This window comes from Hungatella hathewayi WAL-18680 (assembly GCF_000235505.1).
GTDB classification, from domain to species: Bacteria; Bacillota; Clostridia; order Lachnospirales; family Lachnospiraceae; genus Hungatella_A; species Hungatella_A hathewayi_A.
The window spans coordinates 181971-205733 of the sequence record NZ_JH379029.1 but is presented as its reverse complement, the minus strand read 5'-3'; the positions used below and the strand labels follow the sequence as shown (position 1 = coordinate 205733).

The 23763-nt window shown below is 47.2% G+C and carries 23 protein-coding genes; 17 read left to right on the top strand and 6 right to left on the bottom strand.

All coding sequences use genetic code 11. The annotated features are described in order from the left end of the window. Positions 1–22 precede the first annotated feature (22 nt). The 11 genes from HMPREF9473_RS21755 (at position 23) to HMPREF9473_RS21705 (ending at position 10166) form a co-directional block, all read left to right on the top strand. On the top strand, positions 23–994 hold the full coding sequence (locus HMPREF9473_RS21755; RefSeq protein WP_006782376.1) for an ABC transporter permease: 972 nt from the start codon (positions 23–25) through the stop codon (positions 992–994). Between the two features lie 14 nt (positions 995–1008). Beyond that, positions 1009–2517 (top strand): sugar ABC transporter ATP-binding protein, encoded by a 1509-nt coding sequence (locus tag HMPREF9473_RS21750; protein ID WP_006782375.1) that lies wholly within the window; start codon positions 1009–1011, stop codon positions 2515–2517. Positions 2518–2520: 3 nt separating this feature from the next. Next, positions 2521–3765: a 2,4-dienoyl-CoA reductase gene (locus tag HMPREF9473_RS21745; protein ID WP_006782374.1), complete on the top strand. Its 1245-nt coding sequence runs from the start codon at positions 2521–2523 to the stop codon at positions 3763–3765. Positions 3766–3863: 98 nt separating this feature from the next. Beyond that, positions 3864–4565, top strand: a complete 702-nt coding sequence (deoC, locus tag HMPREF9473_RS21740; protein ID WP_207636810.1) for a deoxyribose-phosphate aldolase — start codon at positions 3864–3866, stop codon at positions 4563–4565. Between the two features lie 17 nt (positions 4566–4582). Continuing rightward, on the top strand, positions 4583–5023 hold the full coding sequence (locus HMPREF9473_RS21735; protein WP_006782372.1) for a PTS sugar transporter subunit IIA: 441 nt from the start codon (positions 4583–4585) through the stop codon (positions 5021–5023). After that, on the top strand, positions 5017–5487 hold the full coding sequence (locus HMPREF9473_RS21730) for a PTS sugar transporter subunit IIB (protein WP_006782371.1): 471 nt from the start codon (positions 5017–5019) through the stop codon (positions 5485–5487). Before HMPREF9473_RS21735 ends, HMPREF9473_RS21730 begins: the two co-directional genes overlap by 7 nt. A gap of 17 nt (positions 5488–5504) precedes the next feature. Then, positions 5505–6290 carry a PTS mannose/fructose/sorbose/N-acetylgalactosamine transporter subunit IIC gene (locus tag HMPREF9473_RS21725; RefSeq protein ID WP_006782370.1) on the top strand — a complete coding sequence of 262 codons (786 nt, stop codon included), beginning with the start codon at positions 5505–5507 and terminating at the stop codon, positions 6288–6290. Continuing rightward, positions 6283–7104, top strand: a complete 822-nt coding sequence (locus tag HMPREF9473_RS21720; protein ID WP_006782369.1) for a PTS system mannose/fructose/sorbose family transporter subunit IID — start codon at positions 6283–6285, stop codon at positions 7102–7104. The genes HMPREF9473_RS21725 and HMPREF9473_RS21720 overlap by 8 nt, the downstream gene beginning before the upstream one ends. Before the next feature lie 19 nt (positions 7105–7123). After that, positions 7124–8215 (top strand): SIS domain-containing protein, encoded by a 1092-nt coding sequence (locus HMPREF9473_RS21715; protein ID WP_006782368.1) that lies wholly within the window; start codon positions 7124–7126, stop codon positions 8213–8215. Positions 8216–8279: 64 nt separating this feature from the next. After that, on the top strand, positions 8280–9071 hold the full coding sequence (gene ucpA, locus HMPREF9473_RS21710) for an SDR family oxidoreductase UcpA (protein ID WP_006782367.1): 792 nt from the start codon (positions 8280–8282) through the stop codon (positions 9069–9071). A gap of 3 nt (positions 9072–9074) precedes the next feature. Beyond that, a complete protein-coding gene (locus tag HMPREF9473_RS21705; RefSeq protein ID WP_006782366.1) occupies positions 9075–10166 on the top strand; it encodes an ethanolamine utilization protein EutH in 1092 nt (363 codons plus the stop codon). A 55-nt stretch (positions 10167–10221) separates the two neighbouring features. Here the strand turns inward: HMPREF9473_RS21705 and HMPREF9473_RS21700 are convergent, their stop codons facing one another. Together HMPREF9473_RS21700 and HMPREF9473_RS21695 are read right to left on the bottom strand one after the other, a co-directional pair. Beyond that, positions 10222–11721, bottom strand: coding sequence for a response regulator (locus tag HMPREF9473_RS21700; RefSeq protein ID WP_006782365.1), 1500 nt, complete (start codon positions 11719–11721; stop codon positions 10222–10224). Further along, positions 11718–13445 (bottom strand): sensor histidine kinase, encoded by a 1728-nt coding sequence (locus HMPREF9473_RS21695; RefSeq protein ID WP_006782364.1) that lies wholly within the window; start codon positions 13443–13445, stop codon positions 11718–11720. The genes HMPREF9473_RS21700 and HMPREF9473_RS21695 overlap by 4 nt, the downstream gene beginning before the upstream one ends. 203 nt (positions 13446–13648) lie before the next feature. Between HMPREF9473_RS21695 and HMPREF9473_RS21690 the strand changes: the two genes are divergently transcribed. The 6 genes from HMPREF9473_RS21690 to spoIIID all read left to right on the top strand — a co-directional run bounded on the left by HMPREF9473_RS21690 (position 13649) and on the right by spoIIID (position 19196). Next, positions 13649–15157 (top strand): ABC transporter substrate-binding protein, encoded by a 1509-nt coding sequence (locus tag HMPREF9473_RS21690; protein ID WP_006782363.1) that lies wholly within the window; start codon positions 13649–13651, stop codon positions 15155–15157. 34 nt (positions 15158–15191) lie between these two features. Continuing rightward, entirely contained in the window at positions 15192–16115 is a 924-nt protein-coding gene (locus tag HMPREF9473_RS21685) for an ABC transporter permease (RefSeq protein ID WP_034860015.1), read from the top strand. Between the two features lie 12 nt (positions 16116–16127). After that, a complete protein-coding gene (locus HMPREF9473_RS21680) occupies positions 16128–17030 on the top strand; it encodes a carbohydrate ABC transporter permease (RefSeq protein WP_006782361.1) in 903 nt (300 codons plus the stop codon). A 28-nt stretch (positions 17031–17058) separates the two neighbouring features. Beyond that, positions 17059–18048 carry an ROK family protein gene (locus HMPREF9473_RS21675; protein WP_006782360.1) on the top strand — a complete coding sequence of 330 codons (990 nt, stop codon included), beginning with the start codon at positions 17059–17061 and terminating at the stop codon, positions 18046–18048. Beyond that, on the top strand, positions 18048–18845 hold the full coding sequence (locus tag HMPREF9473_RS21670) for a sugar phosphate isomerase/epimerase family protein (RefSeq protein WP_006782359.1): 798 nt from the start codon (positions 18048–18050) through the stop codon (positions 18843–18845). The genes HMPREF9473_RS21675 and HMPREF9473_RS21670 overlap by 1 nt, the downstream gene beginning before the upstream one ends. Before the next feature lie 72 nt (positions 18846–18917). Continuing rightward, the gene (spoIIID, locus tag HMPREF9473_RS21665; RefSeq protein WP_006782358.1) at positions 18918–19196 is read left to right on the top strand and encodes a sporulation transcriptional regulator SpoIIID; all 279 of its coding nucleotides are present in this window, start codon (positions 18918–18920) and stop codon (positions 19194–19196) included. 83 nt (positions 19197–19279) lie between these two features. On the opposite strand, the gene HMPREF9473_RS21660 is transcribed toward spoIIID, so the two are convergent. The 4 genes from HMPREF9473_RS21660 to HMPREF9473_RS21645 form a co-directional block, all read right to left on the bottom strand. Beyond that, positions 19280–20737: a glycoside hydrolase family 1 protein gene (locus tag HMPREF9473_RS21660; protein WP_006782357.1), complete on the bottom strand. Its 1458-nt coding sequence runs from the start codon at positions 20735–20737 to the stop codon at positions 19280–19282. A gap of 14 nt (positions 20738–20751) precedes the next feature. Then, positions 20752–22155, bottom strand: a complete 1404-nt coding sequence (locus HMPREF9473_RS21655) for a PTS transporter subunit EIIC (protein WP_006782356.1) — start codon at positions 22153–22155, stop codon at positions 20752–20754. Positions 22156–22284: 129 nt separating this feature from the next. Next, positions 22285–23121, bottom strand: coding sequence for a PRD domain-containing protein (locus tag HMPREF9473_RS21650; protein WP_006782355.1), 837 nt, complete (start codon positions 23119–23121; stop codon positions 22285–22287). A 15-nt stretch (positions 23122–23136) separates the two neighbouring features. Further along, positions 23137–23619, bottom strand: a complete 483-nt coding sequence (locus tag HMPREF9473_RS21645; protein WP_207636809.1) for a PTS sugar transporter subunit IIA — start codon at positions 23617–23619, stop codon at positions 23137–23139. Positions 23620–23763 lie beyond the last annotated feature (144 nt).

Sequence of the window (23763 nt, the reverse complement as noted above, 5' to 3'; positions counted from 1 at the left end):
CCAATAAGGGGGAACGTAACAAATGAAAGAAAAAACCGGAACCGGAATGGTGAAACGAGTGCTGAATAATCCAATCAGCGGACCCTACATAGCATTGATTGTTCTGGTACTCGCCGCGAGTATTGTGTCACCGATTTTTCCTACCTTTAAGAATATCACCAATATTCTGCGCCAGGCATCGATTGTGGGTGTTGTCAGTATCGGTATGACTCTGGTTCTGCTCATTGGTGGAATTGATTTATCGGTGACCAGCACCATGGCGATTGCCGCCTGTGTGATGGCCAGAATGATGCAGCCATATGTGGAAGCGGGAGGGACCGGAATCTATATTGGGCCGGTTCTGCTGGTACTGCTCTTCGGATTTGTCATTGGACTGATTAACGGAAGTATCATTGTGTGCAGGGGTGTGGAAGCCTTTATCATCACTTTGGGCACCGGACAGGTGCTGAAGGGGCTTAACTATATCTATACCAACGGCGCACCGGGAGGCACGGTTTCCGAGTTCTGGTCAACCTTTGGCTCCAAATCACTGGGAGGGGTTGTTCCCTATGCGGTGGTATTGTATGCGGCACTCATGGCAATCTTTATGATACTGCTTCATAAGACCGTGTTCGGACGTCATGTCTATGCGATTGGAAGCAACTCGGAAGCGGCAAGACTTTCCGGTGTCAAGGTGAAGTTCCATAAGATTATGGCATATGGCCTGTGTGGCCTGACTGCGGCTATGGCCGGTGTTATGCTGGCGGCCCGTGTTCGTGTGGGCGAACCAAACGGAAGTACCGGATATGATATGGATGCAATCGCCGCGGTGGTTATTGGCGGCACTTCCATGGCAGGAGGACGTGGTTCTCTCATCTGTACCTTTGCCGGAGTGCTGATTATGGCGGTGATGAACAATATTTTGAATCTGCTTGGCGTCAACCCTTATCTTCAGATTGTGATTAAAGGTCTGATTATTCTGGTGGCGGTGCTGATTCAGAAAAAGAATAAATAATCCGAGGTGGGTATATGAGCGAGTACGCGTTGGAAATGCTTGGTGTGACCAAGACATTTTCCAAAGTGACCGCTTTGAATCATGTGGATTTAAAGGTAAAGAAAGGAGAAATACACGCTCTCATTGGAGAGAACGGCGCGGGAAAATCGACTCTTATGAAGGTTCTGGCAGGTGTTTATCTGGCAGATAGTGGAACTGTACGCATTTTTGGGGAGGAAACGCACTTTCATACCCCTCAGGATGCCATTCGTAAGGGGATTGCCGTTATCTACCAGGAACTGAGCCTTATCCCTGATTTAAATGCGGTTGAGAATCTAATGCTGGGGCATGAGATTCAGAAACACAATTTTATAATGAAAAAAGAAGAAGAGAAATTTGCTCAAAAGTGGCTGGATTATGTCAGTGCCGGTACCATTTCGGATTACCATGTTCCGGTGCGGCATTTGAGCGTAGCACAGCAGCAGATGATTGATATTGCAAAAGCGGTTTCCTGCGAGGCGAGAATCATTGTCATGGATGAGCCTACGGATAGTCTGACTCAGAATGAGATTGATGTACTTTTTAAAATAGTCAGGAAATTAAAACAGGATGGTATTACGGTTATTTATATTTCCCATCGGCTGGAGGAGTTATTTGAAATTTGCGACAGAATTACGGTACTGCGGGACGGCGGATATGTGGACAGCGCCAATATTGCGGATGTGGATAAAAATTGGTTGATAGGGAAGATGATAGGCCGCGATTTGAAAGACACGTTTCCCGCGCGGCACCGGGTTGCCTCTGACGAGGTGGTAATGGAGGCACGGAATCTGAGCGGTGAGCGTTTTCACGATATCTCCTTTCAGCTTCATAAAGGAGAAATTCTGGGATTTTCCGGACTGGTTGGCGCAGGAAGAACCGAGGTCATGCGGGCTGTCTTTGGGGCGGACCGTCTCACTGGCGGAAACCTGGTTTTATTTGGAAAACCGGTAAAAATCACTCATCCCTCCCAGGCGGTAAAATATGGGCTGGGCTTTGCGACGGAGGACAGAAAGGCCCAGGGATTGTTTTTGAACCAAACCATCCGAGACAATATTGCAATAGCGGCGCCGGGCAGAGTATCCACTCATGGTTTTGTGAAGGGTGGAGAGGAGAGCAGACTGGCAGATGAATATATGCAGGAACTCAAAATAGCTGCCCCCGATATCTATAAACTTTGTAAATTTTTATCAGGAGGCAACCAGCAGAAGGTGGTATTGTCCAAATGGCTGGCTTCGGAATGCAGAATATTGATACTGGATGAACCTACAAGGGGAATCGATGTGGGTGCCAAATATGAGATTTATCTTCTGATGGATAAACTGGTGAACGCGGGAGTCAGTATCATAGTGATTTCATCGGAGATGCCGGAAATCATGGCGGTATCGGACCGTATTCTGGTGATGCATGAAGGCGCCATGACAGGAGAGCTTAATTACAGGGAATATTCAGAAGAAAATATTATGAAACTTGCCAGTGGCGAAAAACAGAAAAAGGAGAGTTAATATATGGGATACAAAGAGACATTGTTACAGCCGATTATGATTGGTGGACTGGAATGTAAAAACCGTTTTTTTGCACAGCCAATGGAATGTGTGGACTCGGATGAGGAAGGCAACCCAACTGACTTAACGTACCAGCGGTATGAAAACTTGTATAAAGGGCAATTTGGCCTGGTGGATTTGGAGGCCATTACGGTAACTAATGAGAGCAGAGCCAGAAAGACCCAGTTGGAGATCATGCCGAGAAATGAGAAGGCGCTGGAGAAATTCATACGCCGGTTAAAAGAAGTCAATCCGGATGCATTGATTGTGTTCCAGCTGACGCACTCTGGGGAAATCAGTGAGCCGGAGTTTTCGAGAAGAGTCTGTGTAAAGCCGGTTTACGGCCTGGGCGGGGATATTCTGACGGAAGAGGAAGTGGAGCATATCATCGACCAGTTTGCACTGGCAGCTAAGATATGCCAGAACGTAGGCGCGGATGGTGTGGATATGAAACTGTGCCACGGATACCTTGGCTCCCAGATTATCCGTCCTTACAATGACAGGGACTGGAAATATGGCGGTTCCTGGGAAAGACGCTCCGCCTTTGCCTATGACTTGATGGAGCGGATTCAGAAAGCGGTTAATTTTGATAAGAAGTTCCTGATTGGCTCCAAGATGTCCATGTGGGAAGGGTTCCCAGGCGGATTTGGTTCTGCCGGTCCGGATTCTCCGCTGATGGATATGAGTGAACCTATTGATTTGATTAAAGGACTTGAAAAGATGGGAGCCAGCTATTTTGTGGAGTCTCTGGGAAACGTTCATTCCAGCATGAGTTTTATGGAGGCAGCCACTAATGACCCTTATTTCTCCTATCTTCACATTTACTTTGCAGATTTGATGAAGAAGGCGTTAAAACCGGAGACTGTGGTCATCGGTTCCCATTTCTCCTCCTTCCGGGGCGGGAAGAACAAACTGCTTTCCATCGAGCCGGAGAAATCATCCATGTTTGCTATGGGAGCAAGATGTATCGAGGACGGTATGATGGATATGGTTGGCCTGGGACGCCAGTCCTTTGCGGACCCGTTAACTCCGCTTAAGCTGATAGAAGGCAGAGAGAATGAGATAAAATACTGTACCCAGTGTATGAATTGTGAGGAGCTGATGATACGTCAGCAGCCGGTGGGATGTGTGGCATTTAATAAGCCATACACGGAGCGTTTTGTCGAGATTCGCAAGAAGATGGGAAAACTGAAAGAATTACATACGTGATGCTTCGGGGGGAGTTTCCATATAAATCCGTGTAACTTAAAATTTTTATATCAATGAAAACAAGAAAGGGAAAGAAAATGAAAGAGTACAGAAAAGACGTGTTAACAGTAAAGGATATTGCTTACATGATGGACCCAAGTGTATTAAAACTGGATACCTCCATCAAAGATGTGGAGGCCATGGTGGAAGCCTGCAAGAAATATGATTTCGGTTCCTGCTTCTGCTGGCCATGCTACTATCCACAGCTGGTAGAGATGTTAAAGGGTACCAACACCGCATTTGGAACCTCGCTTGCATTTCCGTCCGGTCAGGAGACCACGGAGACAAAGGTATATCTGGCTCATGAGTTTATGAAGCTTAATCCGGCGGAGAACGATATGGTGATGAATGTGGGTTATTTAAAGGCAGGACAGTACGATTTAGTGCTGGAAGATATCAAAGCTGTCCGTGAAGCAACAAAGGGTACCTCGCTGAAGGTGATTATTGAAGCCATGGTTTTAACCGATGATGAAATTAGAAAAGCATGTGAACTGGCCATTGAAGGGGGAGCTGATTATGTAAAATCAGGCACCGGATTCTCCAAGGACCCCACCACACTTCATCATGTGGAGGTAATGAAGGAGGCTGTTGGAGACCGTGCGAAAATCAAAGTTGCCGGCGGCGTGAGAGATTTGGATACTATGCTGAAAATGTATAAGAGAGGCGCCTGCAGATTTGGTATCGGCTTTACTTCCGCACTCAAAATTATCGAGGAAGCCATTGCCGTTGGTCATGACATTGATATGTCCACCATCGATTAAGCGGAGGATATTGTAATATGAAGGTACGGATAATTCTGGCTTCCCACGGGAGTCTGGCTGAAGGGATGCAGACGGCAGTGCGCATGGTGATTGGAAGCATGGCGGATGAGATTCTGGCCTTTGGCCTTGACCGGTATGAGACACCCCAGAATATCAGAAAAGAGATTTCTCTTGCCATGGAACGGGAACCGGATGACCGGTATCTGATATTTTGTGACATCAAAGGGGGAAGCGTTGCCAATGAGCTGATGACTCTTGGCGCGCTTCCTGGAAACGTAGTTATCACCGGGATGAATCTGCCGGCAGTGATTGCCCTGGTTCTTCAAAGTCAGGGCAATGCAGATTGTGGCAGGGAAGCTGTCGAGGCGGTTTTAAGAGATGCAAGAGACGGAATCTGCTGCTTTGATGCCAGTGATTTTGAAAATCAGGAAGAAGAAGGAGATGGAGATTTATGGTAAAGTACCTGCGTGTAGACGAGCGTCTGCTTCATGGCCAGGTGGCGGTAACCTGGATCAATCAGGTGTCCCCGACTTCCATTCTCATAGCCAATGATGAGATTATGGAAAATGAGGTCGCCAAAATGGCCTTAAAAATGGTAAAACCAGCCGGCATCAATCTGGCAATTCGCAGTGTGGACGATGGAGCGAAATTGTTAAACGACCCAAGAACGGAGAAACTTCAGGTATTCGTGATTGTGAGGACCGTTCAGGATGCCCTGCGTCTGGTGCGCCAGACGACTGGAATTCAGCATATCAACATCGGTGGAATTAAAAAGAAAGAGGGCAGCCGCCTGGTTGGCGCGGCGGTCTATGTAAACGATGACGATATAGAGACAATTAAGAAACTGGTGGAGGAAGTGGGAAGTGTGGAATTCCAGATGGTTCCTGCGGACACACCGAAGTCTGCCAAGAACATTTTATAGAATAGAGGGGGATTTGTATGATAGTTCAAGCATTGTTGATTGCACTTGCAGTTTGGCTGATTGTCGGATTGGAGGCATGGCTGGCTTATCCGATGATCAATGCACCCATTGTACTGTGTCCGATTGTCGGATTGATTATGGGAGATGTCCATACGGGAATTGTGGCTGGAGCCACGCTTCAGCTGATATTTTTAGGCGTGATGCAGATTGGCGGAACGCTTCCGGCAGATGCGACTCTTGGCTCTGTGTTTGGTACGGCTATGGCCATTGCTATGGGGCAGAGTGTTGAGGTAGCCATGTCACTGGCGATTCCGGTGGCTATGGTTGGTTCGATGTTTACATTTCTTGGTTATGTGGTAAGAGGTCTGTTTAACCCATGGGTTTCAAAATACTGTGAAGAGGGAAATATGAAGGGCCTGGAGAGACTTCAGCTGGGACTGGCATTTTTACCGGAGCTTCCCAAATGTATCGTGCTGTTTGTGGCACTGGCCTTTGGAAGCGGCCTGGCAGAGTCCATTGTGTCCATGATTCCGGAGGTAGTGACCAGCGGCCTTGACTATGCAACGGGCTTGATGCCGGCAGTCGGAATTGCACTTCTGCTCAAAATGATGTGGTCCAACAAAATGGCTGTTTATTTCTTCCTTGGTGCGGCACTGGTAACATTTTTAAATGTTCCAATGATTGGAATTGCAATCCTGGGCGTGATTCTTGCAGTCATCATGATTATGGAGGAGCGTGGGATACAGGCCAAAGCTCCGGCAGCGGTAGTATCCGCGGAAGAGGAGGATTTGTTCAATGATTAAAGACAGGCTGAACATTAAAAAAGAAGATGAAAAAATGCTCAACTCTATTTACTGGCGGACAATGACTCTGAGCAGTACCTATAACTATGAGAAAATGCAGGCTCTTGGTTATATCTACTCCATGATTCCGGTGATTAAACGTCAGTATAAAGAGAAACAGGAGCAGGTGGAAGCATTAAAGCGTCACAATGAGATTTTCAACACGACCCCTACCATGGGTGCTTTGATAACAGGACTTTCCGCATCTATGGAAGTGGAGGCATCTCAGAATCCGGATTTTGACAAGAATTCCATCAATGCACTGAAAGTCAGCCTGATGGGACCGTTTGCCGGTATCGGTGATTCTGTCTTCTGGGGCTCCCTGAGAATTATCTCCCTGGGTGTGGGAATATCTCTGGCAATGGCAGGGAATCCGCTGGGAATTTTACTGCATCTGTTAATTTATAATCTGCCGGCACATTTTATCCGTTACTATGGAGTCTTTTTCGGATACTCTATGGGAAGCAGCTTTATCAAGAAGGCGACGGAGAGTGGATTGATGGGGTATATCACCAAGGGGGCCAGCATCGTAGGGTTGATGACAGTTGGGGCGATGTGCTGTACCATGGTTTCATTTAATATTCCCAAGGTATTTGATATTCAGGGCTCGGAGCTGGCAGTTCAATCAATTCTGGATTCCATTCTGCCGAATCTGCTGCCGCTGCTGTTGACATTTGGCTGCTTTAAGGCGATTAAGAAGAATGTGAAACCAATTACGATTATGCTGGTATTTATGGTGATTGGTGTGCTTGGAAAGGTGATTGGATTATTCTGATAAGAGAGGAGGAATGAATATGGGAGAGAGTATGTTGGACTGTATCAGGAAGAGCGGAGCAGCTTTACCGGACATTTTGAAAAACTGGAAGCAGGTATCGGATGCATGTTTCCAGGGACTGCAGGAGAGACTTTCCCTGCTGGATGAAATTATTTTTGTTGGTTCCGGAACTTCCAATACGGCGGCGGTGACAGCCAGAGGACTGGTGGAAAAGGTGAGCGGTGTTTCGGTGAGAACTGTCACTCCCAATGAGTTTCTCAATAATATGTACGTGTACCCGGAAAATGCTCTGTACGTGTTTACGTCCCAGACAGGAACCTCTATCATGACCCGCCAGGCGCTGGAACTGGTGAAGCAGAAAAAATTTGCCAGTATTTGTATTACGGAGTCAGCAGACACTCCCATGGCCCGGGAGTCTGAACATCATTTGACACTCGGCTGTGGAATTGAGACCTATCCGATGAGGACTTTGGGTTACTGTGCCTCTGTTCTGGTGCTTCAGCTGGTGGGAATGGAATTTGCTTCCAGGAGAGGAACACTTACTGACAAAGAATTTGATGGATTGATTCAGGATGCGGCTATGGCTGCCAGCAATATTGTGCCGGTTGTGGAACAAGCTATGAATTGGCTGGATAAAGCCAGGCATTCCATGCTGCGGGCGGAGAGTATCATCTTTACCGGAGAGGGCGCCTTATATGGGGTAGCTCTGGAGGGAGCGATGAAAGTGTGGGAAACGCCACAGATACCATCCTTTGGATATGAGGCGGAGGAAGGCATTCACGGTCCGAACTATGGATATAACAGCCGCCACTGTGTCATCGCACTCAATGATGGCGGGCCTTCTGCAAAGAAACTTATGGCACTGGCCAGATATATGAAAGAGGTTCATGGGTGCGGGTTTGTGATTGGAGAAGAAACGCTCGGAGCCGATGATTTGAAACTGGAGTTAAAGAGCCGTGAATTTCGTGCCCTGGAATTTGCACCGGCAGTACAGTGTGTGGCTTATCATCTGGCAATTGATTATGGAAGAAGTATGGCGCTTCCACATGACAACAGCCGTATGGAGACTTACTTTGTGACACATTCGGAGCCTGTGGGGGCACAGGGGTGAGAATGACCAGAAGGTATGTTGGCAATAAGAACGTGCAAAAATAGAGAAAAGAAGGGATAAAAGCATGGGAAAACTTACAGGAAAAACGGCATTGATTACTGGTGCATCGCATGGGATTGGGGAAGGAATTGCCATTACGTTTGCGAAGCATGGAGCAAAGCTGATTCTGTTAGATATTTCGGAAGAGGTAGAACTTTTGGCGCAAAAGCTGAATGAGCAGGGATGTCCCTGTATTGCTCTCAATGCAGATGTCAGAAACCCGGAGTCAGTGGCAGCGGCAGTGGCAAAAGGAAAAGAAGCGATGGGCGATATTGATATCCTGGTGAACAATGCAGGTGTATGCCGTCTTGGCGGTTTTCTGGAGATGAGTGATGCGGACAGAGATTTCCATATTGATATTAATATCAAGGGAGTATGGAACGTAACGAAGGCCGTACTTCCGGGAATGGTGGCCAAAAAGGATGGCAGAATTGTAATTATGTCTTCCGTGACAGGAGATATGGTAGCAGACCCGGGAGAAACTGCTTATGCACTGTCAAAAGCGGCGCTGGTTGGTTTCACCAAATCTCTGGCGGTGGAGTTTGCACAGTCAGGTATCCGTGTCAATGCAATCTGTCCGGGATATGTGCGGACACCGATGGCGGAGAGTATTGCCCGGCAGTCCAATGCGGAGGATCCGGAATCCGTTTTGACGGAGATGGCAAAGGCCATTCCAATGCGAAGACTTGCAGCGCCGGCAGAAATTGGAGAACTGGCTGCTTTCCTGGATTCCGACGAGTCCAGTTATCTGACGGGGACCCAGTCAGTAATTGATGGTGGAAGTACGCTGCCGGAGAGCGTCAGTGTAGGAGTATAAAAGATGATAGTTTCGAGAGGCATTGTATTTATTATGGCCCTCTTTCTGATTGCCGGCGGTTTGGATAAAATTGCCGGCAATCGTTTTGGATTGGGGGAAGAGTTTGATAATGGATTTCATGCGCTGGGCCCGCTGGCGCTGACGATGATTGGTATTACCACATTCTCACCGCTGCTTGCAGGCTGGCTGTCCGGGGTGGTAGGACCTGTGGCTGCGAGAGCGGGGATTAATCCTGCCATGATGCCGGCTCTGCTGATTCCCATTGATACGGGCTGCTATCCACTGGCGCACAGCATGACAGCTAATGGACTGGAAGCCGACTTTGCATCTCTGGTGGTGGCATCCATGATGGGGGCCACTGTCACGTTCAGTGTGCCGGTAGCATTGTCCGTACTGCGGCAGGAAGACAGGGAGCCGATGGCGCTTGGAACTATGGCCGGATTGATAGCGCTGCCAATAGGGTGTTTTGTGGGTGGTCTGATAATGGGACTGGCACCGGTACAGGTTTTACGAAATCTTCTTCCAGTGCTGTTATTTGCACTGCTATTGGCGCTGGCGCTGCTTGCGTTTCCGGAGAAGTCAATCCGGGGATTTATTTTGTTTGGAAAATGTGTGACCTGCCTGATTACACTGGCTTTAATTACGGGGTGCTTTCAGGAGATGACAGGCATTGTCTGGGTGAAGGGGCTGGCGCCGCTTCGAGAGTCCTTTGAGATACTGGGAAGTATTGCGGTGATGCTGGCAGGAGCTTACCCTATGGTGGCAGTTATGCGAAGAGTTCTGGAACGCCCTTTGGGAGTGTTTGGAAAGTTCTTGGGAATCAATGAGACTGCAGTGGCGGGACTTCTCTCATCTCTGGCAAACAATGTGCCGATGATGTCTCTGGTTCATGAGATGGACTACCGTGGGAAAGTCATGAATTTTGCCTTTGCTGTCTGTGCTGCCTTTACGTTTGGAGACCACCTCGGTTTTTGTTCTGCCGTGGCACCGGAGCGGATTGGAGCGTTGACGGCTGGGAAACTGGCGGGAGGTGGTGTGGCCATTCTGGCGGCAGCAGTTTTGCTTCGGGTTTCAAAAGGAGAGAAGAGGAAATAAGAATCATAAAAAGCCTTCGCAGATGGACGAATAGCTGTCCTTTACGTGGAGGCTTTTATTTTCGCCGAAAGGAGAGCGGTGTCTCTCCGGTTTCGTGCTTGAACATATAGGAAAAGCTGGAGAGATTGCCGTAGCCAACAGCTGCCGCAATATCGCTGATGCTTTTGCTGGTGTGAAGCAGAAGATCTTTGGCCAGTTCCAGTTTTTGCTGGAGTACATACTGGCTGATGGACAATCCCAGCTCATTTCGAAAGCAGCGGTCAAGGTAGTCCGCATTCAGAAAGACCTGGCTGGCAACCTCTTTTCGGGAAAGATTTAATTGAAGGTTATGGTCAATATAGTTTCTGGCTTTGTTGACAGTGAGACGGCTTTGCTGGTATTGCCGCAGTTCATGATTTAACTGGGCCAGCAGCTGCTGGGCCCAGGTGAGAAATGCTTCCGAACCGGTGATGGCGTTTCCGCGCAGCGCATGGATTTTCTGTTGGGGCATGGCTTCAGCAGGAGAAATATCCTGGCAGGCCAAAACAGTAAAGAACCAGTCTTCCAGTTCCCGCCGGAGGGCAATCAATGTCTCCTGATGGCGGGTGGGTTCCGGAGAAATGGAGGAAAGCTGCTGCCGGATTGCTTGAAGGAGGACTTCCTCGTCCAGCTTGGGATAAGGGGAATCCGGCAGTAGTAATCGTGTCTTTGATGCGCCGGTCCCTCTTGAGATAATACGGATACGGCTTGTTCCACTCTGTCTTGCAATACTCCGCAGGAGAGAAAATGAGCGGACAGCAGTGGGGATATCGGTGGATTCCTGAATCAGAGCAGTGATGCACCAGGGCATGAAGTAGCGCTGGGCTTCCAGACGATGGCAGATGGAGGCGGCCAGAGGAGCCAGTTCCTCAGGAGCAGCCGAGAAAATACCAAATATCGTATGGGTATTGTCCAGAAAAAACAGGTGATGAAACTCCGTATCAGAAAAAGAACCGGATACGGCAGTGAGCAGAGACTGATACATCCCACTGTCATCCAGACAGCGTTTTTCCAGATTAGTGAAATAAATGGACACAGTGACATAAGCGGCTGTCTCGGAACTAATTCCATATTGTTTTGCGACAGCCGGAAGTGACGATGCGTCGGGATAAGCCCCCTCGGCACAGTTTTTCCAGAATACCTCCTGGGTACGAAGCGGGGAGGTGCGAAGAAGCTCCCCAACACTTTTTTTCAGAAGTTCTTCCAGCGCATCCGTATCGATCGGCTTTAAAATATAGTCAATACAGTTTAAATGGATAGCTTCCTTGGCGTAATCAAACAGTGGGTGACAGGTCAGAATAATACTTCTGGTGTTTGGCGAGTGTTCTTTTACCCATGCCAGGAGTTGAAGACCGTTGATGTGGGGCATTTCCACATCGCAGATAATCAGGCCGATATCATATTCTTCGAATTTTTCCATGGCCTGGGAAGCGCTGTACGCGAGAAGAACATGGCGGACGCCAATAGAACTCCAGTGTATGGATGCGGCAATATCCTGAATTACAAGCGGTTCATCATCTACAAGCAGTACGTTCATGGTAAATCCCTCCTGATAACTTGTGTGCTGTCAAATGGAAGCCGGATTACTGTCCGAGCGCCACCCTCTTTGGCGTTGGAAAATGAGATAGATGCGGTTCCCCTGTAATAGTAATAAAGACGGTGCTGAAGGTTGCGGATTCCGATATGGGAACCGGTGAGCGGCTGGGCGGCAAATTCCTGATTGAGTGAATCAAGGATGTCTGCGGAGTATCCTGTGCCATTGTCCTGGACGGTGATTTCCAGGATATCCTGTTCATCGGAGAAAAGTCTTCGAACCGTAGTGGTGATACAAAGGGCATCCAGATTCTCCATGGCATATTTGATGGAATTCTCCAGGAAGGTCAGGATACACATGGGTGGGACATAGCAGTCCAGTAAGGACTCATCTATGTTGTAAACAACCTGAATACTTTTGAAGCAGCGAATCTGGTAGGCGCAGATATAATTTTTACACTGCTCCAGCTCCATGGAAAGCTGGGTGGAATCAGAACTGGATTGAAAAACACTGCGAAAATATCCGGTCAGACTTTTTAAAAGTGACTGCAGGTTATCTAACTCCCCGGCTTTCACAAGCAGGTAGGCAGTGTTTAAGGTGTTTAGAAAAAAATGAGGATTTAGCTGCAGGTGCAGGCACTGGAGTTCCAGACGGCTCTGGGCCAGCTTTTCTTCATAGACCTGTATCTTTAACAACTGAATCTGTTCCATCATCTGGTTGAAGGTACCGGCCACCTGTGTCATTTCCGGTCCTCCAAGTCTTGCCGGAAGCCGCTCGTCCGTTTGGCCGTCCTCTATTTTTTTCATGTGATGAACCAAAATTTTGAGAGGTACGTAAAACTGTTTCTCCAGCAGACGCCTTGAAATGGGAACCAGCCCCAGCAGCAGAAGGGAGAGAAGCAGGATGGCACAGTACACAATCATAGCAGGAGTGAAAAAACTGCGGTGATTGATAATCAGGGAGATGGAGTAATCGCCCTGGCTGGAATTTAAATGAATGACGGCGTCCGTAAAGGGAAGTCTGCGGGATTTCAAACCGTTAGATTCCATATAAGAATCTGATATCTGAAAAACGCAGTTGTTTAAATTATATTTTTCCAGTTTACCAAGCAGCAGATTGACCGGAACATTGGCGCCCAGATAGGTATTGCCAAAACGAAAAGTACGAAAAAGCTGTTTTTCTCCGTTGACCTCCAAAAGCGTCCACTGGCCTTCCTCCACAGGCGACTCTGCCAGATATCCGGACAGGTAGTCTGTCATGTCAGAATATGAGACAGAGGACTGGGTGGAAAAATCAGAACAGGGAACCAACAGCAAATCTGCCCAGTCCTGTTGATACAGAAAAAAGTACTGGGCACCGGGATATAAATCAATGTTCTGGCGGAGAGACTGGTAAAAACGGGTTTTATACAACTGGTATTCGGAATCGCTCTGGGATTGTGGCTGGTCGTAGGCAATTCGCCCGAAGTCATAATTCTCAGACGCATTTTTAACCAGATACTTTTCAATGTTATGGAGAGAATCATCTGTCTCGGCCAGAAAATAAGAAGCCATCCGTTCCATGGTCTGCATAGCCTGCTGCTGGTAGGAATCCATGGCAAAGGCACTGGTGATGATAAGAAGTATGATCAACGGAAGGATAAAAGCCAATACAAATATGGCGATAATTTTCTCACTTCCGGAAGTTTCCTGGAGTTGTTTTAAGCGTAAAATAATCGGTCTTTTCATGATTTGGTATAGTGATTCTCCAATCTATTTTTATACAATAATTATACAATGTTCACCATAAAAAATCAAAGAATATGGAAATGGTAGTCTATTTTTCCTAAAAACAGGTCGAGATTTATATAGAGCCGGGATGAGAAAAACGATAAAGTAAACGTACAACCTTGATATGAAAGCAGTTGATAAAAATGGAGGAGGATAAGGAAATGAAGAAAAACAAATATGCCAGCCGTTTGGCTGCGGCAGTACTGGCAGCGTCTATGCTGGCCGGATGTGGGGGAAAGCAGGCAGAGGAAACTCCAGTGGCAGTGAGTGAACCGGATAAGATTACATTTGCATTTTTCTGCAATGTATTGATTCCCACAGATATGGACAAGGTGGAAGCCGCCCTCAATGAAGTGACAAGGGAAAAAATTAATGTGGAAGTCAAACTGGTTCCGATGAGTATGAGTACCTATATGCAGCAGATTAACTTGATGATATCGGGTGGGGAAAAACTGGATTTGTTTAATATGTTTGGAAGTGAATTTGCGGTAGCGGTGGCTCAGAATAAGCTGGCAGCTATGGAGCCGGAACTTTTAAGCGGAGAGGCAAAAGACGCCACGGAAGCGCTGGGAGATTACATAAAGGGAGCGACAGTGAACGGCAGTGTTTATGGATTTCCGGTATTAAAGGATATGGCGAACGTGAGAGGCGTCAGTATGAATAAAGATATATTGGAAAAGCATGGACTTTTGGAGGAGGCGGAGAAGGTCAAATCACCGGATGAGCTGGCTGGTCTGTTTGATAAGCTGATGACATTGGAGCCGGACATGGTTCCGGTGTGTGCCCAGAATAACGGCACTTCAATCATGGATTCCGGTTTTGCCACCTATGATAGCCTTGGCGACCGATTTGGAGTCCTGATGGATTATGGGCAGGGGGAGTTGAAGGTAGAAAACCTGTATGAAACCCAGTGGTATGAGGATACCGTAAATTATATACACGACTGGTATGAGAAAGGCTATATTCTGAAGGACAGTTCCGTGAATCCGGATACCGGGATGCCGCTTTATAAGTCAGGAAAGGTATTTGCCAATATGTGTGATTACCATATTGCAACGGCACCGGTTATTGAGAATATGAGCGGGATTCCGACGCAGGGCGCCTGGCTGGCTGACCCGCTGACCACTACCACATCCATGAATGGTGTTGTGATGGCGATTCCTGTTACCTGCAAGGACCAGACACCAGTAATGAAATTTTTAAACCTGATGTATACGGACCCGGAAGTCATCAATATCATTGACTGGGGCGTAGAGGGTGACCATTATGTGCATGTGGATGGAACGAAGAATATCATTACATATCCGGAGGGTGTAACATCGGACAATACCGGATATGGCATGAACTGTGGATGGGAGTTTGGCAATCAGTTAATTTCCTATGTATGGGAAAATACTGGGGAAGATGATTATTACGATAAAATGGCAGAGTTTAATAACAGTTCGAAAAAATCGAAAGCCTGTGGTTTTTCGTTTGATTCCGGTGCAGTTAAGACGGAGATTGCGGCACTGAACAATGTCACCAATGAATATCGGTTTGGACTGGAAAATGGAGAAATGGACCCGGATGTTTATCTTCCAAAATTCCGTCAGGCATTGAAGGAGGCCGGAATTGAGAAGGTTATAGCGGAGAAACAGGCACAGCTGGATGCCTGGGCCGCAGCACAGTAAAAGGGAGCTGGGAACGTTGGAAGATATGGATAACATGAAGAAAAAGACTAAAAAAATCAAGTGGAGACGGTATCTGCCATTGTATCTGATGGCACTGCCTGGATTGGGATATCTGTTGATTAATAATTATATTCCAATGGCTGGGCTGGTGGTCGCATTTAAGAATTTTAACTATAAGGATGGAATCTTTGGGAGCCCCTGGTGCGGCTGGCAGAACTTTACTTACCTGTTCAGCACCTCTACCTCGTTTGTCATTACGAGAAATACGATATGCTATAATCTGGTTTTTATCGTACTGAATACGGTAACAGGGGTGACGGCAGCAATTCTTCTGAATGAGATACGAAGCAGCAGGGCGGTGACAGTATTTCAGACAACCATGATTCTGCCATACCTGTTGTCGACAATTATTATAGGATATCTGGCTTTTGCGTTCCTGAGCACTGACAATGGTTTTATAAATACCCAGTTGTTTCCGCTGCTTTCCAGGGAGCCGGTGTCCTGGTATGCGACACCTGGTCCGTGGCCGTGGATACTCTTATTCATCAACACACTAAAGAATTTTGGTTTTCTGGCGTTAATCTATTATGCGGGCATTATAGGAATCAGTGAGGAGTATTATGAGGCGGCAAAGCTGGACGGAGCGTCCAGAATGCAGCAAATTCGATTTATAACGCTGCCCTATTTAAAACCGACGGTTATAACGATGGTGCTGCTGGCAGTTGGAAAAGTGTTTTACTCTGATTTTGGACTATTCTATCAGGTGCCTCAGAATTCAGGGGCTCTATATCAGGTGACCAATACGATTGATACCTATGTATACCGCTCATTGATTCAGCTGGGGGATGTGGGGATGGCGTCGGCAGCAGGTGTATATCAGTCAATTGTGGGATTTATTCTGGTGCTGGCGGCAAATCTGATTGTCCGCAGGACCAGCCCGGAAAATGCGTTGTTTTAGGAGGTGTATGTGATGAAGAAGAGACAATATTCTGGAAGCCGAAAGATAGAGGTAATTGCCTATGTGTCTTTTACTTTGGCGGCACTGGCATGTGTGCTTCCCATTTTGCTGATGGCAGCTGCCTCCTTTACGGACAATGATATATTAAACACAAGAGGGTACTCCTATTTTCCGGAAAAATGGAGCCTTGCGGCCTATGAGTTTTTATTTACCCAGTCCACGGCTATCATCCGCTCGATTGGCGTTTCAGCTTTAGTGACGGCGGCAGGCACGGCAGCAGGTCTGTTCTTCACCATGATGCTGGCTTATGCGCTGGCACGGGATGAACTTCCGTTTCGCCGGGTACTGATGTTTTTTGTGGTGTTTACCCTGCTTTTTAATGGGGGAATGGTGCCAACTTATTTTATGTATGTGAATTATCTTCATATTAAGAATACGCTGTTTGGTCAGTTGATTCCCAATCTTCTGGTCAATGGATTTAATGTGATGCTGATGAGAAACTATTTCCGGAATAATGTACCGAAAGAATTAATTGAATCTGCCCATATTGATGGTGCTGGAGAACTGCACACCTTTTTTTCGATTGTTTTACCCATTTCCACACCGATTTTGGCGACGGTGGGGCTGCTCATAGGAATCAGTTACTGGAATGACTGGTACAATGGGATGCTGTATGTGACGGAACCGAAGCTGTTCAGTATGCAGAATTTTTTAAACAAGATAATGATGGATATTCAGTTTCTGTCACAGAATGGAAATGTCACTTCGGACGTCAATTCAATTATGGCAAATATTCCGTCAGGGACTGTGCGTATGGCTATGGCTTTTATTGCCACCATACCGGTTATGATTACATTTGGATTTGTAAGAAAATATTTTGCCAAGGGACTGACGGTTGGCTCGGTAAAGGGGTAAGTGAGATTGACCGCAGAGGAGGAAAAGTATGGAACGACAGAGAGGAAAAGAAGTTTTTCTGGGACTGGATTTAGGGGGGACTAAATTGCTGGTGGGAGAGGTGGATTCATCAGGAAACGTACTGCGAAGCAGACGTTATCCGTCCGCCATCGCTGCCGGGGCAGGGCAGACGGAGGTGATGGCTTCTGTCTTAGCATGTACGGATGAATACCTGAAAGAATATTTGTTGGAACCGGGGCTGGATTTTAAGGCAGTCGGCATGGGGATGGTTGGACGTGTCGATTCAGCAAATGGGCTTTGGCTGGAAATCCAGAAGCCGAGAATGGAGACGGTGGATGTGGTAAAAATCCTGAGTGGGCATTACAAAATACCCTGTGGCATTGATAATGATGTGCGCAGCGGGGCGGCTGCGGAGCAGGTGTTTGGAAAGGCGAAAGACTGTAAGAATTTTATTTATATGAATATTGGGACAGGAATCGGAGCGGCATTCGTGATAGATGGGAAGATGCTGACCGGAGCTCATTTTTGTGGAGGAGAAGTGGGACATCATGTGACAGACAGCAAAAGTGGGATGCAGTGTGCATGCGGACGCATGGGCTGTGTGGAAGCGCTGGCCTCCGGTATGGGATTACATGACAGGGCGAAAGCATTGAGAGGGCTATATCCATATACGGCGCTAGTATTTCCGGAAAGCGGGCGGATTGATGGGAGAAGCGTGTTTGAACTGGCAGACAGAGGCGATGCGTTGTGTGAAGTTTTGGCTCAGGACGCGGCGAAGGCTGTTGCGGAAACGATCAGCAACCTTTTGTGGATGGTGGATCCGGAAAAGATTATTATGGGTGGAGGTCTGATTACGGACGGACGTCTGATGGAACGGGTGAAAAAGCAGATAAGTCCTATGGCTGCCAGATTTCTGAAGGAGGGGATAGAAGTGACTGGTTTAAACAGTGATTATGTTGGACTTATTGGCGCGGCGGCGGTTGGAATGAGAGCGGCGGCCTTTGGGGAGGGTGAGTGATGAGAGGTGACTGTCGGGAACGTTTAGCCATTCAAATGTATACGGTACATGAACATGCGTGGGCGAATCTGGAGGAAACTCTTCAGGCGCTGGCAAACATGGGGTACCGCGGAATTGAATATTATGGACATCACAGCATGTTTGATAGAAATGTGACAGCACAGATGGAAGCGCGTACCGGAATGAAGATGATTGGCTGGCATACGGAGTGGGCGGATCTTCAGGAGGATACCTACGAGGAGACTGTGTCATACCTGGAAGCGGTGGGATGCCCTTTGATAGTAGTTCCGTGTCTGGGGGGCGACTGGAACATCGGCCACAGCAGAGAGCAGGAATGCAGAGATGTCTGGCTGCGCCATTTGGACTGGTTGAATCAACTTTACGAAAAACTGTCAGCCAGAGGTCTTGGACTGGCTTATCACAATCATAATCATGAGTTCCTGTTGAATTATGACGGGCAGAAGGTATTTGAGTTGTTATTTAACAATCTCAGGCCGGAAATTATGATGGAATTTGATACCGGAAGAGCCATTTGTGCGGGAGAAGACTGCTGTCAGACTCTACGCCAATACAGTTTTCGGGAAGCACTTCTCCATCTGAAACCATATTCCAATATTACAGGATATGAAAGTTTTCTGGGTCGACCGGACGACTGTAATAATGTAAGAGAAATTCTTCGCGCTTATGAGGGGAATTTTGATTGGATTATGCTGGAAAGTGAGAACCGGGCTGTGGATGAAATGGAGAATGCAAAGAAGAATTTTGAGTATCTGAACTTGATTCTCGGGGACGTGTAGAAATTGTACATTGGTGTGCTAATCCTGTTTTTCCATGCATATGATGTAAAAAACATCTTCAGGAGATTCATTTTGAAGGAATATATCGAAGAACGTGCGGTAGCCATCGCCAATTACATCATAGACCACAATGCCACGGTACGGCAGACGGCGAAGAAATTTGGGATAAGCAAATCTACGGTACATAAAGATGTCACGGACCGTCTGGAGGATATCAATCCATCCCTTGCGGCCCGGGCCCGGGTGGTTCTGGATGTGAATAAGTCCGAGCGCCATATCCGCGGCGGCATGGCCACGAAAGAGAAGTATCAGCACAGACTGCAGATTTGCAGTAATGATGAGGAGAGATAGGTCACAAGCGGTCATAGGGATGTCAGGTGACAACATTATGGGGCTGGCGTATCAACATAAGTTGTACGCCAGCCCCATTTCATCTATTCAAGGTCTGTCCCGTCTGATTCGATGACTTTTTTGTACCAGTAGAACGAATCTTTTTTGTATCGGTTGAAGGTGCCGTTTCCTTCATCATCGGCATCCACATAGATGACTCCGTACCGCTTGCTCATCTCGATGGAGCCGCAGCTGACCAAATCGATGATTCCCCACATGGTATAGCCTAACAGCTCAACGCCATCATCGATGGCGTCGCTCATGGCCTTTACATGGTCCTTTAAATAGGCGATGCGGTAAGGATCATGAACCGTGTTATCGCTTTCCAGGGTATCCACGGCGCCAAGTCCATTTTCTGCTACAAACATCGGTTTCTGATAGCGGTCATAAACCTGGTTCAGTGTGATTCGAAGCCCGATGGCATCCTTCTGCCAGCCCCACTCGCTGCTCTCCAGATATGGATTCTTATTGGCTATCACCAGATTGCCGTCCGTCTTTTCCCATGTCTCATCGGCGGTGGAAACCTGGGTGAAGTAGTAGGAAAATGCGACAAAGTCCACAGGATAATTCAGCAAAAGCTCCTCATCGCCCGGCTCAAAATGAATGCTTACATTCCGCTGTTTAAAATGCCGTTCGATGTATTTTGGATAACGGCCTCTGGCCATGACATCCGTGTAAAACCAGTTGGTGTACTGTTCGTCAAACATCTGTGTCAGCTGGTCGGCCGGATTGCAGGTGGCAGCATAGTGGCAGAATCTGGCAATCATACAGCCCACCTGGCTTCCAGGCATCATTTCATGGGCCAGCCTGACGGTCAGCGCATTGGCGATAAACTGATGGTGGATAGCCTGATAGACGGACTGGTCGTAATGCTCTTCCCTGTCTTTTATCAGCCCGACACCATTGTAAGGATTAAAACGGCCCGCGTTGATTTCATTGAATGGCAGCCAGTAATCAACGTCATCCTTAAAGTTCTCAAACAGCGTTTTGGCATACCGCAGGTAGAAATCCACCAGTTTCCGGTTTTTCCACCCGCCATAGGCATCCACCAAATGAACCGGTATGGCGTAATGGAGCATAGTAACAAACACTTTGATATGATGTTTATGGCATTCTTCAAATACATTTTTATAATATTCAATTCCAGCCTGGTTTGGTTTCTCGTCATCTCCGTTGGGATAAATTCTGGCCCAGCTGATGGAGAGACGGTACACTTTCATTCCCATTTCCGCAAACAGAGCGATATCTTCTTTGTATCTGTGATATTCGTCACTGCCGAAACGGAACGGATAGTTTCCCACTTCCTGACAGGCTTTTCCGTCCTCAAATTTCTGGCTGGTCATCTGTTTGTACTCCCAGCTGTTCTTCTGCTCCCTTGTAAGATTGGAAAACTGTGGTTTGCAGTCCTGAGTATCCAGTCCCTTTCCACCTTCATTCCAGCCACCTTCTACCTGGGATGCGGCAGTAGCGCCGCCCCACAAAAAATCCTTTGGAAAACTCATGTTATCTTTCCTCCTTATATGACATTTTTCTTTTCTGCTTCAATTGCTTTCTGGTCTTTTTCAATCGTTTCATCAAAACCCAGGATGTAGGTTAGCGCCGCAGTCAGTACAAAGGCGATGACCAGCCCCGCCAGCACGGTGGGGATAGAACCTACGTAAATCGGCAGTGAGATAAGGGCCGGCATGGCAAAGCTGATGGCTTTTGCCCCCAAAGCCGCCACAAATCCGCCGGCCACACCGCCGCCAACCATGAGGGCCAGCAGTGGTTTCTTGAACCGGAAGGCCACACCGTAAAGAGCCGGTTCCGTGATTCCGATAAACGCAGAGATAAACGCGGAGAAGTTTGCCGCTTTATTGTCCTTATTTCTGGCCTTCAGGAAAGCACCGAAACACATACCGGCTGCTGCCATGGCCTGAACACAGTGTACGGGACTCAGCATATCGTAGCCCAGCGTCTGGATATTGTTTATCATAATAGGCCCAAGCGTCACATGGGTTCCTGTAAAGACAAGCAGCGGTCTGGTAAATCCATCCACGAAACCGCCAACAATCGGGGCTTTGTCAAATAACCACTGGAAGGCTTTTCCGATAAATACCGCAACCGTATTTCCAATTGGTCCAATCACAATTAAATTAAGCGGCGCCATAATCAGCAGAAGAATGGCGGAAACCAGAACAACTCTCAGGCAGCTTGGAATATGCTTCTCCAGCCATCTGTGGATGTATCCCATAATCCATACGGATAACAGGATTGGCAGCGCGGTTGACGCATATTTGATAAGAGTGACATCCAGCCCCAGAACATTTATGGAGCTGCCGGCATTGTTGAGGATGGTCGGGTACATGTAAATACCCGCGATGACGAGAGCCATCACCTCGTTAACCTTGAATTTCTTCGCACTGGTATAGGCGAGAATAAAAGGCAGGAAATAGAAGACAGCGTCAGCCGCCGCATTCATCATGATATAGAGACCGGAATCTCCGGACATCCATCCGTAGGTGCTCACCAGAGTGAGAATTCCCTTCAGGACACCGGCGCCGGCGAAAGCCGGAATAACGGGAGCAAAGCAGCCGCTGATGATTTCCAAGAGCATTCCGGGAGTAAATTTTTTCTTCTCCGCAATGCCCAAATCCAGATTTTCGTTGATACCGTCCTTTTTTTCCAGGCCGGCCAGTTCGCAGAATGCAGCGTAGACCTCGTTTACCTTGTTTCCGATAATCACCTGGAACTGTCCGTTTTGTATCTTGGTGCCGAGGACGCCGTTTAACTTGCCGATGGCCTCCTCGTCTGCCAGGCTCTGGTCCTTTAAGTTAAATCTGAGACGTGTGACACAATGAGTAAAAAAACTGATATTTTCTTTTCCACCAATCAGCTTCAAAATCTCTGCAGCCAGTTCGTGATAAGTTTGATTTGCCATGATTTCCTCCTAAATATAATTTTATTTTTCAAAACAATGGATTGCGCGCCAGTCCATTGTATCGACTCAAAAAAAGAACCAATGCAAAAAGAATGACATTCCTCATCCTTTTATGCATTGGTAATGCCCTTAACGGTTACAATCCTCTCTTGCATAAAGCCGGTTTACATGTAAAATTAAATAAAGCTGTTCTTCCTCGTTGAGTTCCCACTCCAGTTTCTTTGCCATATAATCTCTGATTTTCAGCACACATTGGTAAATCTGTGGGAATTCCTGTTTCATTTCCATACATAGCTTGATATTGTCGCTGGAGGCATTTCCCGCGGTATCTTTTCGCTTGATGAGATACTGAAGGTGGGAGACGAATCTGGAGTAATTAAAGTCTTCCCGCTTGATGCGGATGTCCAGCTCCTTCTCAATCAGATGGGTAACCTCCTCTATGATAGTATCGCTGAAGTTGAATTCCTTATCTTTTTCGTTCAACGCCTCCGCATTGATAAAGTGGAGGGCGATATTTCCTGCTTCCTCCTCCGGCAGATTGACCTTTAAGTATCTCCGAATCATTTTTAAGGCCAGATTGCCGATATCCATTTCTTTTTCATAGAAATACTGGATATCATATAGAAAGGGATTTTTGAAATTCATATTGGCCCGGTTTCTCTCGATGGCAAAGTTGATGTGGTCTGCCAGCGTAAAGACCAGGTTGCTGCTCAACTCACAGTCAATATAATTGACGGCCATATCCACAATTTTGGCGGACACCTCAAAGATATTTTCCGGAATTTCATTAATCAGTCCCAGATAGGAGGAATTTACCCCATAATAGGTTCTGTCTATTTTACTGATATCGTTCAATTCGTACGGCGTCGGCGGAAATCCGATTCCGCGGCCAAAAGCAATCAGTTCATGATTGTTGTTATCCAGACAAATCACGACATTGTTGTTGATTTTTTTGATGACCTGCATGACCCTCCCCCGTTTCTATTGAAAACGAATCACAACACTTTCTCCTGCCACAACCTCTTTACCGGTGGTCTCCGGCGTGAACGGACAGCCGGCGCTGTTGGATATCAGCACGGGTGTGATGAGGCAGGCATTTTGAGATTGAAAAAACTCTCTGTCCAGCCGGATAATTGGAGTACCTTTTTTCACTCTGTCGTTCACCGCTTTTAATGCCGTGAATCCCGTACCGTTAAATTCCACCGTATCGAGGCCGATATGAACCAGAACCTCAACGCCGTTGTCAGCGGATATTCCAAATGCATGCTTCGTGTCCGCCAGCATGACAAGCCGCCCGTCGCAGGGAGCGCAAATCTCCTCGCCCGTCACCTCAATGGCGGCGCCGTCCCCCAGCACCTTGGATGCAAATACCTGGTCCGGCACATCTTCCAGTGCAATCAATCTGCCGTCTGCCGGCGCATAAATGTTACTGTCCACATTTTTCTTAAATCCAAACATTATCATTACCCTCTTTCCAGAAATAAAAAAACTCCTTACAAAGACGCCCAAAACAGCCATAGTACACTATTTCGGTAATGCCTTCCAAGAAGTTACAATCCGTATCCCTCAGGGTAATGCCTTTTGTGAAAAGTTACAATCCCTGTTTCA

Bases quoted from the DNA above. Each gene is read 5' to 3' on its own strand.
- HMPREF9473_RS21705 (WP_006782366.1), top strand. From the start codon at position 9,075: ATGATAGTTTCGAGAGGCATTGTATTTATTATGGCCCTCTTTCTGATT.
- HMPREF9473_RS21690 (WP_006782363.1), top strand. From the start codon at position 13,649: ATGAAGAAAAACAAATATGCCAGCCGTTTGGCTGCGGCAGTACTGGCA.
- HMPREF9473_RS21715 (WP_006782368.1), top strand. From the start codon at position 7,124: ATGGGAGAGAGTATGTTGGACTGTATCAGGAAGAGCGGAGCAGCTTTA.
- HMPREF9473_RS21675 (WP_006782360.1), top strand. From the start codon at position 17,059: ATGGAACGACAGAGAGGAAAAGAAGTTTTTCTGGGACTGGATTTAGGG.
- HMPREF9473_RS21700 (WP_006782365.1), bottom strand. From the start codon at position 11,721: ATGAACGTACTGCTTGTAGATGATGAACCGCTTGTAATTCAGGATATT.
- HMPREF9473_RS21650 (WP_006782355.1), bottom strand. From the start codon at position 23,121: ATGCAGGTCATCAAAAAAATCAACAACAATGTCGTGATTTGTCTGGAT.
- HMPREF9473_RS21735 (WP_006782372.1), top strand. From the start codon at position 4,583: ATGAAGGTACGGATAATTCTGGCTTCCCACGGGAGTCTGGCTGAAGGG.
- HMPREF9473_RS21695 (WP_006782364.1), bottom strand. From the start codon at position 13,445: ATGAAAAGACCGATTATTTTACGCTTAAAACAACTCCAGGAAACTTCC.
- HMPREF9473_RS21685 (WP_034860015.1), top strand. From the start codon at position 15,192: ATGAAGAAAAAGACTAAAAAAATCAAGTGGAGACGGTATCTGCCATTG.
- HMPREF9473_RS21755 (WP_006782376.1), top strand. From the start codon at position 23: ATGAAAGAAAAAACCGGAACCGGAATGGTGAAACGAGTGCTGAATAAT.
- HMPREF9473_RS21660 (WP_006782357.1), bottom strand. From the start codon at position 20,737: ATGAGTTTTCCAAAGGATTTTTTGTGGGGCGGCGCTACTGCCGCATCC.
- HMPREF9473_RS21720 (WP_006782369.1), top strand. From the start codon at position 6,283: ATGATTAAAGACAGGCTGAACATTAAAAAAGAAGATGAAAAAATGCTC.
- HMPREF9473_RS21745 (WP_006782374.1), top strand. From the start codon at position 2,521: ATGGGATACAAAGAGACATTGTTACAGCCGATTATGATTGGTGGACTG.
- HMPREF9473_RS21730 (WP_006782371.1), top strand. From the start codon at position 5,017: ATGGTAAAGTACCTGCGTGTAGACGAGCGTCTGCTTCATGGCCAGGTG.
- HMPREF9473_RS21655 (WP_006782356.1), bottom strand. From the start codon at position 22,155: ATGGCAAATCAAACTTATCACGAACTGGCTGCAGAGATTTTGAAGCTG.
- HMPREF9473_RS21750 (WP_006782375.1), top strand. From the start codon at position 1,009: ATGAGCGAGTACGCGTTGGAAATGCTTGGTGTGACCAAGACATTTTCC.
- HMPREF9473_RS21725 (WP_006782370.1), top strand. From the start codon at position 5,505: ATGATAGTTCAAGCATTGTTGATTGCACTTGCAGTTTGGCTGATTGTC.
- ucpA (WP_006782367.1), top strand. From the start codon at position 8,280: ATGGGAAAACTTACAGGAAAAACGGCATTGATTACTGGTGCATCGCAT.
- HMPREF9473_RS21645 (WP_207636809.1), bottom strand. From the start codon at position 23,619: ATGATAATGTTTGGATTTAAGAAAAATGTGGACAGTAACATTTATGCG.
- HMPREF9473_RS21680 (WP_006782361.1), top strand. From the start codon at position 16,128: ATGAAGAAGAGACAATATTCTGGAAGCCGAAAGATAGAGGTAATTGCC.
- HMPREF9473_RS21670 (WP_006782359.1), top strand. From the start codon at position 18,048: ATGAGAGGTGACTGTCGGGAACGTTTAGCCATTCAAATGTATACGGTA.